Origin of the sequence: Kitasatospora acidiphila (assembly GCF_006636205.1) — a bacterium.
GTDB lineage: Bacteria > Actinomycetota > Actinomycetes > Streptomycetales > Streptomycetaceae > Kitasatospora > Kitasatospora acidiphila.
In genome coordinates this window covers 1029162-1045172 of the sequence record NZ_VIGB01000003.1, presented here as the reverse complement: position 1 = coordinate 1045172, position 16011 = coordinate 1029162, and the positions used below count along the sequence as shown (strand labels likewise).

At 72.0% G+C, this 16011-nt stretch carries 13 protein-coding genes; 11 read left to right on the top strand and 2 right to left on the bottom strand.

Features of this window, described 5'->3' with window-relative positions; translation table 11 throughout:
- Positions 1-33: 33 nt before the first annotated feature.
- Positions 34-1602, bottom strand: a complete 1569-nt coding sequence (locus E6W39_RS05520; protein ID WP_181799119.1) for an AMP-binding protein — start codon at positions 1600-1602, stop codon at positions 34-36.
- A gap of 141 nt (positions 1603-1743) precedes the next feature.
- Complete coding sequence (locus E6W39_RS05515; RefSeq protein WP_141632537.1) at positions 1744-2406, bottom strand: LysE family translocator; 663 nt, start codon at positions 2404-2406, stop codon at positions 1744-1746.
- Positions 2407-2481: 75 nt separating this feature from the next.
- Here E6W39_RS05515 and E6W39_RS05510 point away from each other — a divergent pair, with 75 nt between their 5' ends.
- From E6W39_RS05510 to E6W39_RS40280, 11 genes are all read left to right on the top strand, one after another.
- A complete protein-coding gene (locus E6W39_RS05510; RefSeq protein WP_141632536.1) occupies positions 2482-3921 on the top strand; it encodes an aminotransferase-like domain-containing protein in 1440 nt (479 codons plus the stop codon).
- 313 nt (positions 3922-4234) lie between these two features.
- Positions 4235-4801: a hypothetical protein gene (locus tag E6W39_RS05505; protein WP_141632535.1), complete on the top strand. Its 567-nt coding sequence runs from the start codon at positions 4235-4237 to the stop codon at positions 4799-4801.
- A 25-nt stretch (positions 4802-4826) separates the two neighbouring features.
- Positions 4827-5402: a hypothetical protein gene (locus tag E6W39_RS05500; RefSeq protein WP_228717982.1), complete on the top strand. Its 576-nt coding sequence runs from the start codon at positions 4827-4829 to the stop codon at positions 5400-5402.
- Positions 5403-5580: 178 nt separating this feature from the next.
- The gene (locus E6W39_RS05495) at positions 5581-6294 is read left to right on the top strand and encodes an LppU/SCO3897 family protein (RefSeq protein WP_141632534.1); all 714 of its coding nucleotides are present in this window, start codon (positions 5581-5583) and stop codon (positions 6292-6294) included.
- A 146-nt stretch (positions 6295-6440) separates the two neighbouring features.
- Entirely contained in the window at positions 6441-6956 is a 516-nt protein-coding gene (locus E6W39_RS05490; RefSeq protein ID WP_141632533.1) for a hypothetical protein, read from the top strand.
- The gene (locus tag E6W39_RS05485) at positions 6956-8371 is read left to right on the top strand and encodes a hypothetical protein (RefSeq protein WP_228717981.1); all 1416 of its coding nucleotides are present in this window, start codon (positions 6956-6958) and stop codon (positions 8369-8371) included. The genes E6W39_RS05490 and E6W39_RS05485 overlap by 1 nt, the downstream gene beginning before the upstream one ends.
- Positions 8368-9762 carry a VWA domain-containing protein gene (locus E6W39_RS05480; RefSeq protein WP_141632531.1) on the top strand — a complete coding sequence of 465 codons (1395 nt, stop codon included), beginning with the start codon at positions 8368-8370 and terminating at the stop codon, positions 9760-9762. The genes E6W39_RS05485 and E6W39_RS05480 overlap by 4 nt, the downstream gene beginning before the upstream one ends.
- Before the next feature lie 108 nt (positions 9763-9870).
- Positions 9871-10983, top strand: coding sequence for an ATP-binding protein (locus E6W39_RS05475; RefSeq protein WP_141632530.1), 1113 nt, complete (start codon positions 9871-9873; stop codon positions 10981-10983).
- A 29-nt stretch (positions 10984-11012) separates the two neighbouring features.
- The gene (locus E6W39_RS05470; RefSeq protein WP_141632529.1) at positions 11013-13823 is read left to right on the top strand and encodes a DUF5682 family protein; all 2811 of its coding nucleotides are present in this window, start codon (positions 11013-11015) and stop codon (positions 13821-13823) included.
- A gap of 196 nt (positions 13824-14019) precedes the next feature.
- Complete coding sequence (locus E6W39_RS05465; protein WP_181799118.1) at positions 14020-15654, top strand: multicopper oxidase family protein; 1635 nt, start codon at positions 14020-14022, stop codon at positions 15652-15654.
- A 173-nt stretch (positions 15655-15827) separates the two neighbouring features.
- On the top strand, positions 15828-15956 hold the full coding sequence (locus tag E6W39_RS40280) for a class III lanthipeptide (protein WP_220140169.1): 129 nt from the start codon (positions 15828-15830) through the stop codon (positions 15954-15956).
- The last annotated feature ends 55 nt before the right edge of the window (positions 15957-16011 follow it).

Sequence of the window (16011 nt, the reverse complement as noted above, 5' to 3'; positions counted from 1 at the left end):
CTTAGCGGCAGCCGGCCTCAGCGACAGCCGGTCTTACGGAGCGTCGGCTCGCGGCGGCGTGTACCGCTGGCGCAGTGCCGCCTTGTCGACCTTGCTCATCGCGGTCAGTGGGAAGGCCTCGACCGGATGGATGCGGGCGGGCACCATGCTCTCCTGGCCCAACACCGCGAACACGTGGGCGCGCAGCGCCTGTTCGTCGACCACCGCACCCGGGGCGGGCACCACCACCGCGTGCAGCCACTCGCCGTGGGTCTCGGCCGGAATCCCGATGACCGCGGCCGCGCGTACCGTGGGGTGACCGAGCAGGACTTCCTCGACCTCCCGTGACCACACCCGAAGTCCGGTGCCGGCGTGCAGGATCACCTCCTTCAGCCGTTCGACGACGTGCAGCCGGCCGTCAGGATCCAGGCGGCCGAGGTCACCGGTGCGCAACCAGCCGTCCCGCACGGCCGCCGGGACCGCCGGGTCGACATAGCCCTCCATGACGCCGCTGCCGCGCACCAGCACCTCGCCCAGCTCGCCCGGTGCCGCCGCGCTGCCATCCTCCCGGCGGACCGCCAGCCGCACCCCCGGCACCGGGTACCCGGCGGACGCCAACCGGGCGGCGTCGGCGGGATCGTGGTCGGCCGGCTGCAGCAGACTCACAGGCCCGGCCTCGGTCATGCCGTACAGCTGCTGCAGGATGGGTCCGAACCGCTCCAGAGCCAGGCGCACCCGCCGCGGACTCGGCCGCGAGGCGCCGTACTGGATGCGCCGCAGCGACGACAGGTCCGTCTCGCCCAGCCTTGGATGGTCCAGGAGTTGATCGAGCATCACATTGGTCAGGAGGATCGTCCCGATGCGTTCCGCGGCGATCGCCGCCAGCGCCGCCCCGGCGTCGTACCGCTCGTGCAGCACCAGGGTGCCGCCGGACATCAGGGTCGGGAGGCAGAAGTGACCGCTGATGAAGGTGAGCGGCGTGACCACCAGCCGCCGCTCGCCCGGTGCGGCCAGCCCGGTGTCGCCCAGCAGGGCGGAGAGCAGCGTGTAGAGGCCGTGGCCGTGCACCACCGGCTTGGGGTACCCGGTCGTACCGGAGGTCAGGAACACTGTCTTGACGGTGTCTGCGTCTGCCTCGGCCCAGGTCGTCGAGGGCGGCGGCTGGGCCGTCAGCACCGCCAGCAGGTCGACGCCGGTGCGGCAGGGGCCGAGGGACAGCAGATGGCGAGGCACGGTAGCCGCGTTGAGCCACTCGGCGAGGTCGGTGTGACCCTGCGGGTCGAAGACCAGGGCGGCCGGGCGGATGCTGCGCAGGCTCCGCTCCATGGCCTGGGAACTGATCGCGGGCGGCACCACCACGAGCCGGCAGCCCAGCAGGTGCACGGCGAACTGGAGTGCGAGATATTCGGGCCGGTTGCCGGACAGCACCGCCACGTCCTCACCCGGCGCCACCAGCCCACCCAGCGCGGCGGCCAGTCCGCGCACCGTGCTCGCCAGCTCCGCGTACGACCACCGCAGACCCCGGCCGACCAGCGCCTCCCGATCCGGCCAGCGACCGACCGCGTCGTCCAGCAGCGCGGCGGCGTAGTGGCGGGGACGGGGTGCGTGCTCTGCAGGTGTCACTCCCATACGGGAGTTGTTACTTGGTGCGGCGCCGCAGGGCAACCCCGGGCACGGGACGTGAGGTGGTGATGGCCTTGGTGCGGATGGCGGTGATGTGGGGGGCGAGGGGGCTGGGGCGCTCCAGGAAGGAGGTGATAGCGATCAGGCCGTGACTGCCTTGGCGCGGTCGGCGGCGATGTGGAGGGCGAGGGCGCCGAGGACGGTGCCCATGGCGTAGCGCTGGATGCGGAGCCAGGTGGGGCGGCGGTCCAGGAAAGCGGCGATGCCGCCGGCGCCGAGGGCGATCAGGCCGTTGACGGTGACGGCGACCGCGATCTGGGTGAGGCCGAGGACGAAGCTCTGCGCCGCGACATGGCCGCGCGCCGGGGTGATGAACTGGGGGAGCAGCGAGATGTAGATGATGGCGATCTTGGGGTTCAGCAGGCAGGTCAGGAAACCCATCGTGAAGAGCTTGCGCGGCGGGTCCGGCGGCAGTTGCCTGGGTGCGAACACCGCGGTGCCGCCCGGCCGGACGGCCTGCCAGGCGAGCCAGAGCAGGTAGGCCGCGCCGGCGAGCTTGATCACGGTGTAGAGCAGTGGCACCACCGCGAAGACCGTGGCGACCCCGGCGGTCACGGCGGTGAGGTAGGCCAGGAAGGCGGTCGCGACGCCGGCCAGCGAGAGCAGTCCGGCCCGGCGGCCCTGGGCGATCGAGCGGGACACCAGGTAGATCATGTTGGGCCCCGGGGTGAGGACCATGCCCAGCGCCATCGCGGCGACTCCGAGCATGGCGTGCGGGTCCACGGCTGAGGTGAGCGCGTCCATGCGGCGAGGCTATGGCGGCCGGCAGCTCGGTGCAATACTGACTTTGCACTCGGTGCAATCAGCCCAGGGGGATCCATGGACGACTACCGTGCCATCGCCGACGAGATCGCGGCCCAGATCGCGGACGGCCGACTGCGGCCCGGCGAACAGCTGCCCACCCAGCGCGCCTTCGCCCGCGCCCGACGGATCGCCAACTCGACCGCGGGCCGGGTCTACCGCGAGCTGGTACGGCGCCAGTTGGTGGTCGGCGAGGTCGGCCGCGGCACCTTCGTGCGGGCCGCGCCCGTCGGGGTCGGCAGCGTGCCCGCGCTGGCCGAGCCGGCCGCGGCCCCGGTCGACCTGGAGCTCAACTACCCTGTGGTGCCCGAGCAGTCGGGGCTGTTCGCCGCCGGCCTGGCGCCGCTGCTGCGGGCCGATGCGCTGGAGGCCGCGCTCCGCCCGATCGGTGCGACCGGCACCCCGGCCGCGCGCCGGGCCTTCGCACGGCTGGTCGCCTGGCCGGGGGCAGTCGAAGCGCCCGGGGTGGCCGATGAGCCCGGGGTGGCCGATGCGCCCGAAGCAACCCGGGCGCTCGCCCGATCTGAAGCATCCGCCCCGCCCGACGCCCCCGCCTGGCACCCGTCCGACGACGCGGTGCTCTTCGCCGGCAGCGGCCGCCAGGTGATCGCCGCCGCCCTCGCCGCCCTGGTGCCCCCCGGGCAGCGGCTCGGCGTGGAGGCGCTCACCTACCCCGTGGTCAAGGCGGTCGCTCAGCGGCTCGGCATCACGCTGGTCCCGCTCCCCGTGGACCACCTCGGGCTGCGCCCCGAGGCGCTGGCCGCCGTCCACCGCGCCACGCCGCTGCGCGCGCTCTACCTCCAGCCGCGCCTGCAGAACCCGCTCGGCGGCACCCTCCCGGCCGAGCGCCGCCTGGCGCTGGCCGCCGAACTGCGCCGCCTGGAGCTGCCGGTGGTGGAGGACGCGATCTGGGCCTTCCTGCATCCCGACAAGCCGCCGTTCGCCGCGCTGGCACCGGAGCGCACCATCCTGGCCGACAGTCTGGCCAAGCGGCTGGCCCCCGGCCTGAGTGCCGGATTCGCGGTGGTGCCCGACGAGTTGCGCGAACCGGTCGGCGCCGCGCTGCGCTCCGGTGGGTGGGGGCCCAGTGGCTTCGCCCTGGAGGCGGCGGTCCGCTGGATCGGGGACGGCACGGTGGCGGCGGTGGCCGCGGCGAAGCGCGCGGATGCGGTGGAGCGTCAACTGCTCGCCCGGCGGCTGCTGTCCGGCTTCCGGGTGCGGGCCGACCCGTGCTCGTACTACCTGTGGTGGGAGCTGCCGGCCCCGTGGCGCGCGGAGGCCTTCGTGGCGGCCGCGGCGCGCCAGGGCATCGCCGTGACGCCCGCCGCGGCCTTCACCGTCGACCCGCGCAGCACGCCGGCCGCCGTGCGGGTCGGGCTCGCCTCGCCGCAGTTGCCGGTGCTGGCCAGGGCGTTGGAGACGCTGGCCCGGATCGCGCGCGGCGGTCCGAAGCAGTAGCCACCGGGAACCCTAGGCGGGCACGGATGACCGGGAAGTCCCGGAACCCTCAGCGGGCCCGGAAGCTCCGAGGACCCCGGATGGCCTGGAAGCCCCGGGAGCCCTGGAAGCCCCGGACCCCCGGAAGCCGTGGAACCCCGAGCCCCGACAGCCCTGCAAGCCCCTGGAGCAACATAAGCCTCATATATCGTCAGATTATCGCGTATTGGGAACATTACCGTCGGTTATCATTCCGTGAGTCCGCTGCACAACGGCCCTGCGCATGCGCTTGCATGGGTCCCGGCATCAGCAGTGGACCTCACCGGGGAGGGGCATGAACGAGGGCAACGGCACCGCGTCGGACGGCGCCCGCCTGCGCTTGACCTTCGAGGCGTTCCGCGACCTCAACGACCGGGTGTGGACCGGCTATGCCCGCACCCAGGTCGGCGACCACGGTGGCGCCGCCCGGCTGGTGGTCCAGGACATGGCCGAACACCTGCGGCAGAACTGGCAGTTGGCGCTGCGCCAGGAGGTGCCGGCGGCCTACGCCTGGCGGCTGCTCAAGGAGCACGTCGCCGCCTGGCTGGCCGCCCAGAGCCGTCCCGTGGTGGTCCAGACCGTCGCCCTGGACGCCGTTCTCGACCGGTTCTGCCAGCGCGCCCGGCTGGGGTCGGCCGACCTGCCCGACGAGCGGATCGCCTTGCTGGCGGCGATTCTCGAGCTGTCCGAGCGGCAACTCGATACCATGATCCTGACGTACTGCCTGGATCAGGACGACACCGCGACCGCCGGCTACCTCGGTACGCCGGCGGCCACCTTGCGTTCGTACCGCCGGCACGCCCGCCGCCGACTGGCCCGGGCGGTCGGCCGGCCCGAGCTCGCCGAGCTGGAGGACGAATGAGAGAGCAGCGGGGAGCGGTGCACCCATGAGCGGCCGGCTGATGGCGCGGCTCACCGCCGCTCCTGCCCCGTACCCCTCCGAGCACGAGCAGGCCGGGCACGAGCTCGACCTCGCCATCGCCCTGGTGCTCAACGCGCCGCAGGCCGGCCGCTCGCTGGAGCGGTTGGTGAACAGCGACCGGATCCACCCCGAGGGCGCGCTGGTCTTCGCCTGCCTGCTCGCCGTCACCGGCCGCCTCGACCCCGCCCAGTTCTGGTGGCAGTTCGCCGCCGGATCCGGCAGCCACACCGCCGCCAACCTGCTCCATCTGCACCATCTGCGCCTCGGCGAGCCGCGTGACGCCGCCTACTGGCGCGCCCAGGCCGAGCAGCTCGCCCAGGCCCCGCGCCGGACGGTGCACAGCCGCCTCGCCGGCCCCGCGCTGCTGCCGGACGAGGTGCGGCACGACCTTCTGGCCCGCTGTCACGAAGGCCTGGACGCCCGGCTGCCGACCGCCCTGGAGGCCGTGATCAACCGCCTGTGCGTCGCCGCCGACGACGAGGACTACGGTGAGATCCCGCAGCCCTCCACGGCGCTCAGCACCGACCTCGCGGCCGGCTGACGGCACATCCCCCAAACCGGTTGCCCGCTGCGAAGATAGCAACGCTATCCTATGACTGGCCGTAGCCCCCGTACTACAAGCTGACAAGAGGTCAGTGGGGGCAGGGAACCGGGCGAGGCTGACGGCGCGTCACCCAGTGCGCCCATGGAAGCCGACCACTGCTAGGCGAGGGGGCCTCGTGTCGAACATCATCATGCTGCAGCTGACCAGGGAAGAAGCGGCTGTCGGCGCGTACCGGACAATCAACACGGCGACCGGGCCGACCATGATCCATGTTCCGCCGGTGCAGGACGGCATGGTGATACGCGTGGCCACCGCCAACGGCGAAGAGCTGTACGCCCGGATCCAGATCGTCGGCGGCCAGCCGGGGGCGGCGCCGGCCAAGAGCAAGGCGCCGGTGATCGTCCTGGTGTCCGTCGCCGCCGTCGTGGCGGTCGGCGTGACCCTCGGCCTCACCCTCGGCCAGCACAACAGCCCGGTCTCCGACCCGACGGCCAACCCGGTCGTCAGCCAGACCACCGACAGCGCCACCACTCCGGCGCCCTACGACTCCGCGACCGACACCCCCGCCCCGAGCGACACCTACCAGCCGCCGGTCACCGACCCCACCTCGCCCTCCGAGAGCCCGTTCACCGACGGCTCCTGCCTCAACGGCACCCTGCCGGACTCCACCACGGCCCAGGCGGTGAGCGACGTCAACGTGGTCGACTGCGGCGCCTCGGACGCCCACTACAAGATCATCCAGACCTTCCCGTTCACCGACGACCTGCACCAGTGCGACAGCAACCCCAAGACCCAGTACGAGTTCTCCGAGACCAGGACCTGGGGCGGTGCCACGCTGATGTCCACCGTCTACTGCGTTGTGGGCCTGGGCTCCTACGACCGCAGCTGACCGACCACCGCATCAGCAGCCTTTGCACCGAGGGAGCTGCGCGCGACACCCACCGGCCGACCGCCGTTGTCAGTGATCGCGAGTAGCTTCAGTACATCCCGCCGGTCCGGCGCGGTAACCCCCCTCGGTGCAAAGGAGATGGTGTGTTGTCAGCCTGGGAGGAGTCGAGCACGGCGCGCGTGATACCGCCCGCGCGCCCGCGCAAGCTCGCCAAGGTCCCGTTCGTCGAGCTGGCCGACGGGCGGCTGCAGGGCGTGGTGTCCAGCGGCTCGGACATCGAGCGGGTCTACGTCTCGTCGATCGCCGCCGGCAGCTACGCCTTCGCCTGCAGCACCAACAACAACCGCCCCTGCGGCGGCGCTCGCGGCTTCTTCTGCAACCACCTGCTGAGCCTGCTCGGCGAGGCCGTGCTGCAGTACGGCGCCGAGCGGGTGGCCCGCTACCTGCGAGTCGAGGTCGAGGTGGCCGACGGCGTGGCGGCGACCGCGGCCGACCTGGCCGGCGCGATGCGGGCCACCCGGCCCGAGCTCGTCGACCGCTCCGCCGCCGCACCGGTGTTCAGCCGATTCCTGCGCCACCTGGCCTACCTGGAGCTGGCGCCCGGCACCACGCCGCTGCCCGAGCTGCAGTGGTTCCCGCCGAGCCGGGCGGCGGTGGCGTGATGCGAGTTGATCTGCTGACCGAGCCGGTCGACGGACTGGCCGAACTCCTCGCCGCCGTGGCCGCGTTCGACCAGGTGCTGGTCACCGGACTGCTGCGCCCGCACCCCGCGCAGGCCGCCGGGCTGGCCGAGTTGGCCGACGCGGTGGCCGGCTCGCCGCTGGCCGACCGGGTCGCCGAGGCCGCCGAGAAGGCGGCGGCCGGTGCCGCGGGGGAGGAGCACTTCGTCGCCCTGGCCGCCGCCCGCACCGCACTGCTCGGCGCCGCCCATGACGCGTTGGCCGCCCGGGCCGCCGAGGCCGTCGGCCGGACCGTCGGCCCCGCGCCGGACTTCAGCCCCGGCGAACCGCAAGCGGCCAACCTGTCGGCCGCCGCCCGCTCCTGGCTCTGCGAGCTGGGCCGGGCCGGGTGGCAGGGCATCGACCACGAACTGGTCTCGGGTGCGGCACAGATCGTCTCCGCGATGCTGCCCGACTCGGGCCTGCGCCGACTGGCCGTGCTGCTCGACGGGTTCGCTGCCGAGCTCGCCGCCAGCTGCCCCGGCGCCACCCTGGAGCACATACCGCTGCGCCGCTGGGCCGACCTGTGGTCCCGGGCGCTGCTGCTCACCCAGCCCGGCGCCACCGGCCCGGCCCCGACCGGCAGCGCCACCGGCCGGCTGCTGCCGCTCGGGGTCGACCTCCAGGAGCACGCGACCGCCGCGCAGGCCCAGGTGCACGCGGTGCTGGAGCCGGCCGACGGCAGCCCGTCCCGCCTGGTGCGGGCGTCCGTCGCGGTGCCCAAGCCCGACACGGTGGTTGGCGCCGGCGTCTGGCAACTGCTGCGCCCGCACCTGTCGTTGCTGGCCGCGCTCGGCGAAGGCCGGTCGATGGAGATCACCGACCTGCCGATCACCGACGAAGGCGACCTGATCTGGAACGATGCGCAGGCCCGCGCCGGCGAGCCGGCCGACCCCTTCGCCACCGCCCGAGTCGCCCTGGCCGCCGCCCAGTTGCCACCCACTGCTCCGCTGGACCGGCACCCGGTGCGGATCGCGATCCCGCTGCTGCTGGAGGGCTACGGAACCGAGGCCGACGGGGACGCCGTGGCGTTCACCCTGGCCGGGATGGGGGTCCCCTCGGCCGAAGGCCGGGTGAGGATCGCCGTCGACACCGAGCGGATCCCGAGCGCCGGCCCGCTGACCCCGGCCGCGGTCGCCGCGTCCACCGCCTGCATCGGCCTGCTCCGGTGGGACGCCGGGGAGTTCACGGTGCAGCCGCTGGCCGTCGAGACCACCGTGCGCAAGAAGACGGTGGCCGTGCACTCCGGTGCCTGGGCCGGTGGCACCATCGACAAGCTGGGTGCCAAGGGCGAGAAGGCCGCCACCGAGGCGGTCGCGGTGCTGCGTGAGCGAGCGGGCAGGTTGCTGCGGAAATGACCGAATCCATCGATGAACTGACGGGCAGTCAGGAAAGCAGTCAGGAGAACCGCCGCCAGGTGCTCTACTGGCGGCTGCTGGCCCGGCTCTTCGACTCCGAGGAGCAGCCCAGCCTGGAATCCGCGAGCCTCGCCGTGGTCGAGGACATCGGCCTGCCCGCGGGCCTGCTGGACCCGGGCACCTCGGTCGACTCCATCGTGCAGCGCCACCCGGCGCTGGCCGAGGAGTTCGACGGCCTGATGGCGCCGGAGCCGCTCGGCGACAGTGAGCGCGACCGGGCCGCCGAGGTGCGTCGCGCCGCGCTGGCCGCCAAGGTGCTGCTCAACGTCTTCGCCACCGGCTCCGGCACGGTCAGCGCCAAGCAGCTCTCCCGCTGGCAGTCCGACGCCGGCTGGCTGGAGAAGGCACTCGGCTGCCGCCCCGGCGAGCTGCGCGGTGGCAAGGGCAGCGGTGGCAAGGGCAGTGGCGGCAGAACTCCCGACCTGGGCACCCTGATCCCGGCGATCGGCCCGCAGCTGGGTGAGCTCGAAGCCGACCTGGTGAAGCGCATGCGGCTGCGCGAAGTGCTCGCCGACCCCACGCTGGCCGCCCAGTTGACCCCGAGCATGTCGCTGATCGAGCAACTGCTGCGCGACAAGCACAACCTCTCCGGGGTGGCGCTGGCCAACGCCAAATCGCTGATCCGGCGGTTCGTGGACGAGGTCGCCGAGGTGCTGCGCACCCAGGTGGCCAAGGCCACGGTCGGCGAGCTGGACCGCTCGGTGCCGCCCAAGCGGGTGTTCCGCAACCTGGACCTCGACCGCACCATCTGGAAGAACCTCACCAACTGGAGTCCGGAGGAGGAGCGGCTCTACGTCGACCGCCTGTACTACCGGCACACCGTCCGCAAGACCACGCCGAACCGGCTGATCGTGGTGGTGGACCAATCCGGCTCGATGGTCGACTCGATGGTCAACTGCACCATCCTGGCCTCGATCTTCGCGGGCCTGCCCAAGGTGGACGTGCACCTGATCGCCTACGACACCCGCGCCATCGATCTGACCCCCTGGGTGAACGACCCGTTCGAGACCCTGCTGCGCACCAACCTCGGTGGCGGCAACGACGGTCCCATCGCGATGGCGATGGCCCGCCCGAAGATCGCCGAGCCGAAGAACACCGTGATGGTGTGGATCTCGGACTTCTACGAATTCGACCGCTCCCAACCGCTGTTCGAGGGCATCGAGGCGGTGCACCGCTCGGGGGTGAAGTTCATCCCGGTCGGGTCGGTGACCAGCTCCGGCCGCCAGGAGGTCAACCCCTGGTTCCGGGAGCGGTTCAAGGCCCTGGGCACGCCGGTGATCTCCGGCCACATCAGCAAGCTCGTGAACGAGCTCAAGACCTTCCTCGCCTGACCGGCGACCACCACCCGACCCTCCTTGCCTGATCGGCGAGCGTCACCCGACCTTCCTCGCCTGATCGGCTAGCGTCATCCAACCTCCGTGCAAGAAAGGCCCTTTCGCATGTCCGACCTGCTCCGCGCCCCCGCCGAGACCAAGTACGCCGAGGAGCTCGCCTGGCTGGAGTCGATCGACACCGGCCCCAAGCCGTTCTCCTGGCGCCTCTCGCCGAAGATGATCCGCCTGTTCATCCTCGGCTCCGAGCGCGCCGACGGCCTGGACCGGCAGATCGACCAGAAGTGGTTCGGCGACCGCAGCCTGGTGGAGCGGGCCATCGTCACCCTGGCCTCGGACCGCGGCCTGCTGCTGATCGGTGACCCGGGCACCGGCAAGAGCTGGCTGGCCGAGCTGCTGGCCGCCGCGATCTGCCGCAACTCCACCCTGGTGGTGCAGGGCACCGCCGGCACCACCGAGGACCACATCAAGTACTCCTGGAACGTCTCCATGGTGATCGCCAAGGGGCAGTCCCGGGAGTCGATGATCCCCTCGCCGATCATGACGGCCATGGAGTCCGGCGCGATCGGCCGGTTCGAGGAGCTCACCCGCTCCACCAGCGACGTGCAGGACGCGCTGATCTCGATCCTCTCCGAGAAGTACATCTCGGTGCCCGAACTCGACAGCGACAACATCGTGTTCGCCAAGCCCGGCTTCTCGGTCATCGCCACCGCCAACAGCCGCGACCGCGGTGTCAACGACCTCTCCTCCGCACTGAAGCGCCGGTTCAACTTCGTGCGCATCCCGGTGGTGACCAACAAGCGCAGCGAGGCGGAGATCGTCCGGTTCCGCACCGAGGAGCTGCTGCGCCGCCACCAGATCGAGCTGGACGTGCCGCCGAACCTGCTGGACGTGCTGCTGCAGAGCTTCGCCGACCTGCGGGAAGCCGCCAACTCGGCCGGCAGCGACGACGAGAAGCTGGAGTCCTCGCTCTCCACCGCCGAGCAGATCGGCGTGCTGGAGGACGCCATCCTGCACGGCAACTTCTTCGGCGACCGCGCCCTGACCGCCCGCACCCTGGCCTCCTCGCTGGTCGGCTCGCTGGCCCGGCGGGAGCCGGAGGACCTGGCGATCCTCAACAAGTACCTGCACGGCGTCGTCGAGCCGCGCAGCAAGGAAGCGGGCGGCGACTGGCCGGAGTTCCTGGAGGGCGGCCGCGACACCATCGCCACCCTGTCCTGAACCGTCGTGCATGAGGAGGGTTTCACCAGATGAGCAGCAGTCACGAGGGGACCTTCGACGCGCTGCGCTCGCAGCTGCGGGAGGCGGCCGCGAGCTTCGCCGACGGCCCTGACGCCCTGCAGGGCATCCTGCTCGGCATCGTGGACGATGTCGACCGGGCGGTGGGGGAGCCGCTGGAGATCTTCCCGGTCTGCCACCACTCGCCGGCCTCGGCGACCGCGATGGCCCGCCGGCTGCGCGAGAAGCAGCCCAAGGTGGTCTACCTGGAGCTGTGCGAGGACATGGCACCGCTGCTGACCGAACTGCGCAACTGCCGCCTCCCGGTGGCGGTGCAGGCGTTCGCCAGCGAGGTCAAGGGCTTCCCGGCCGACTGGGCGCCGCTCTCGGTGGTCGCGCCGATCACCGAGGCCTCCGCCGAATACCAGGCGATCGCCTATGCGTTGGACACCCCTGGTGTCGAACTCGTGCTGGTGGACCGCTCCTCGGACCACGTCTTCCAGTGGCAGGAGGCCGCCGAGCCGGAGCCGACCGCCGCCGACGCCGATGCTGAGGCGCCGACGGCCGGCGAGGAGACCGCCCTGCACGGCGACGCGGTCGGCGTGGAGATCGGCGACCTGCGGCCCCGGTTCGCCGAGTTGGAGGAGCACCTGCTGCGCCACGGCCGGGTCCGGCACTGGTCGGAGTGGTGGCACCAGTACGTCGAACTGCCGCTCGGCGACGCCGATCACGACACCTACCGGCAGGTCATGCTGCTGATCGGCAGCCTGTTCCGGCGGCTCGCCCCCGGCGACCCGCACCGGGTGCGGGTGGACGAGGACCGCGAGCGCTACATGTGGACCAGGATGCGTCGGCACCTCGCCGCCAGCGGCGCCGACCCCGCGGACTGCCTCTATGTCTGCGGCGCGTTCCACGCGGCCAGCCGGGTCGCCGAGTTCGGCGTGCACGGCAGCGACGGCTTCGAGATCAGCCCGCGCACCGACACGGTCTGGCAGCACGGCCTGATCCCGTCCAGCCACGCGGCGATCGAGGCGCAGTTCGGCCTGGCCGGCGGCTCGGTGTCGATCGCGGCGACGCTCTGGGCGAAGAACCTGAAGCGCACCGGAGTGCAGCCGTTCCAACTCGCCGGCCAGGCAGGGGTCAAGAAGCGCGGCAAGGCGGGCGCGAAGGCGGCGGCCGTCCCCGCGCCGACCGCCGCGCCCGCCGCCGACCAGCTCTCCGGCTTCCTGCGGCGACCGCCCGTGCTGGACCGCCTGGACGAGGACGAACTGCTCGGCTGGTCGGTGGAGATCGTGCGCGCCGCCCGCCGAAACGGCTACCTGGCGTCCACCGCCGACGCCATCGCGGTCTTCGAAACCTCCATCCTGCTGGCCGGGTTGCGGGACCGGGCCAAGCCCACCCCGTACGACTTCCTGGACGCGGCGGTCACCTGCATCGAGAAGGACGCCGTCCCCGGCCGGCGCGACGTCCGCCGCCTGGTCGAAATCATGATGGGCGGCGACCGGATCGGCCAGGTCGGCTACGACGCGCTGCCGCCGCTGGCCCGCGACGTCCACGACCGGCTCGCCGCGCTCGGGCTGAAGCTCGAACAGCGCGGTGTGCAGCGGGCGTTGCTCGACATCGCCGGGCAACCGGAGCTGGCGGGCTGCTCGGACGTGCTGTGGATGCTGCGCTCGCTGCTGCCCGGCGGCGCGGTCCGCCCGATCATGGGTGAGCGGGGACTCGGCGGGCCGCCGCCGCTCCAGGAGTCCTGGGACCTCGCCCTGGGCACGCACCAGCGGGAGTTGATCCAGCTCGGTTACGAGGGCGTCAGCATCGAGCAGGTGCTCGAGCAGCGGCTGCGGCGCACGGCCGGCCACCCGCAGGCCACCGCGGCCACCGTGCTCGGCACCGTCGAGGACGCGCTGCGCTACCTGCGGAGCAACCGGCTCGCCCAGGAGTTGGGCACCCGGGCGCTGGACGTCCTGGTGACCGAGCGCGGCGTGGACGGCGCGCCGGAGGTGCTGCGCCTGGTGCGCACCCTGCTGGCGCACTACCGCACCGCCGAGCCGGTGCTGCCGGGTTGGCTGGAGTCCTTCGTCAAGACGGGATACGCGCACTACTGCACCAGGCTGCCGATGGCCTTCACCGACGAGGACGCGACCGTCCGCCAGGTCGGAGCGATGCTGGGCTTCCTGTTCAGCATGGAGGGGTTGGCGCTGTCACTGGGCTGCGACCGGACCCAACTGGAGCTGGCCGTCGCCCAGTCGCACCCGACCGACCAGGCGAAGACGGCACTGCTCTGGGCAGGACAAGTGCAACTCGGTGCGCTGACCCGGCAGGAGCTGCGTGAGCGCTGCGACGCGCTGCTGGCCAACCCGCTGGTGCTGCCCGCCTATCCGCGCTACCTCAGCGGTTTCCTGCACGCCCTGGAGCCGGTGCCGAACCTCACCGACTTCGTGGTGGAGGCGGTGTCCAACGCGTTCGGCCGACTGCCCGACCCGGTGCTGCTGCCCTGGCTGCCGACCCTGATCACCACCCTGCGCGGTGACGGCGCCGAGCTGGCGCCGCTGCTGATCCGGGAGGCCGGGCGGATCTTCCCCGGCCGGCTTGACGCGCTGGACAGTTGGGTGCCGCCGTGGCTGGCGCAGCCCGCTGCCGCACCGGCGCTGCGGCGCCCGAGTGGCGGGCCGCGCGGTCTGGCGCTGCTGGCCGCCCACCCGGCGGCGTGCGATGCGGCGGCGCAGCTGCTGGGCTGCGAGCCGGTGTGGCTCTCGCCGGTTGACGAGCCGTCAGGTGCCGTACTGCTGGCCGCCCACCCGGAGACCGCAGTCGCGCTCGGCCGATTGCTGACCATCCGCTGAACACCGCCGCCCGTCGCCCTACGTCCGGGGCGGCGGGCGGCGTCCTGCCGGAAAGGCTTTCGATGCGGCAGGCCGATGGCAAGTCACTGCACGCACTACCTGACGTCAACCCTTGTCAACCCGAACGGAATTCACCAACGTTGGGAGCAGCCGAACAGCTCATCGACCCCTCTGGAGCACTCCCGTCATGCCTCCGATGTCCGACGACACCGTGGCGGCCGCCGAAGCGCATCGGCAGCAGACCCGCCGCACCCGCCGCTTACTCCACGCCATGACCGCGGTCGCCCTGCTGATAACGGCGGCGGTCGGCACCGCGGCGATGGCGGACACGCCGCCGGACCCGCACCCGTCGACCGCCGACCAGGAGCAGGGCATGCACCCCGGTCGGCCGTTCCACGACCCGGCCGACGCCGACACCGCGGGCAGCCAGGACCTCGACATCACCCTGGGCGCGGCCGACACCCGGTTCGAGGTCGGCGGCCGCAAGGTCTACGGCCAGTCGTACAACGGCTCGTTCGTGGCGCCGACCATCCGCATGACGCCGGGCTCGACCGTCACCATCAAGCTGGTCAACCACCTGAGCGTGGCCACCAACCTGCACTTCCACGGGCTGCACGTCTCCCCGGAGGGCCAGTCGGACGACCCGTTCCTCTGCGTGGCCCCCGGCGCCGAGACCACCTACCAGCTGGCGATCCCCGCCGACCACCCGCAGGGCACCTTCTGGTACCACTCGCACGCCATGGGCAAGACCTGCCCGCCGCCCGGCAGCACGGACGGCATGGACGGCATGTCGGACACCTCCGACCCGTCCGCCACGCCCAGCGCGCCCAGCGCGCCCGGCACCGGCTTCACGCCCGGCGATGTGATGAACCAGGTGTTCGCCGGTCTGTCCGGTGCGATCATCGTCGGCGATGACCGCACCCTGCTGCCCCGCGACCTGCGCTACACCACCACGCACACCATGGTGCTGAAGGACGTCCAACTCGACTCCACCGGCCACATCGTGCAGGGCTTCATCAACTCCAAGGCCCCGACCGTCCGGCTGGTCAACGGCCAGCTGCGACCGGTGCTGACCATGAAGCCCAATGAGACCCAACTGTGGCGGCTGGTCAACGCGGGAGCCAACATCTCCTACCAACTCCAGCTGGACGGCTACCAGTTCACCGTGGTCGGCGAGGACGGCGTGCCGGTCAACCAGGTGAGCACCCCGGACCGGCTGCTGCTGCCGCCGGGCAAGCGCTATGACGTGCTGGTCACCGCGAGCGACCACCCCGGCACGGCGACCCTGCGCAACGTCGCCTTCAACACCGGTCCGATCGGCGACAACTACCCGGACGTGCCACTCGCCACGATCAAGGTGGCCGGCCACCCGGTGCCCGAGAAGTCCACCGTCTCCGGCAGCATCCCGACCGCGCCGGCCGACCTCTCGGCGGTGCCGGTCGCACAGCACCGCACCGTGGACTTCACCCAGAGCCCGGACAACATGAGCTACTACATCAACGGCAAGCAGTTCGCGATGGACTCGCCGGCCTTCGACACCCCCGCCAAGGTGGGCACCGTCGAGGAGTGGACGATCGTCAACCACACCGGCGTCGACCACCCGTTCCACCTGCACACCAACGCCTTCCAGGTGGTCTCGGTCAACGGGGTGGCGCAGCCGTACACCGCCCGGGACGACACCGTGCCGGTGCCGCACGAAGTCAACGGGGTGCCCGGCCAGATCGTCATCCGGGTCGACTTCGCCGACTTCCCGGGCAAGTGGATGTTCCACTGCCACATCGCGGCGCACGAGGACTTCGGGATGATGAGCTACATCAACGTCGTGCCGTAGACCGCGTCCCACCCGAGAGCACCGAGAAGCCGCGCCCGCCGGGCGCGGCTTTCTCGCGTTCGGACGCAGCGCCACGGGCCTTCCCAGTGGCCTCCCATCGGTTCCCCAGTGGCCGGTGGTTCGGTGGGTCCTGCCGGCCGGTGCGGCCGGCAGGACCGATGAAGGAGAACAGCATGGACAAGATCCTGCGCCTGCAGCAGCTGGAGATCGAGGAGACCACCGCCCTCGTCGACGCCCTCAGCTCCGGCTCCTGTGACAGCAACAGCTGCAACACCACCTCGCCCGGGCACGGCACCGCCTGATCACGCGCCGGTGAAGAACTGCCCCGGCGGCCGGCTGCTGCCCGCCGGCCGCCGG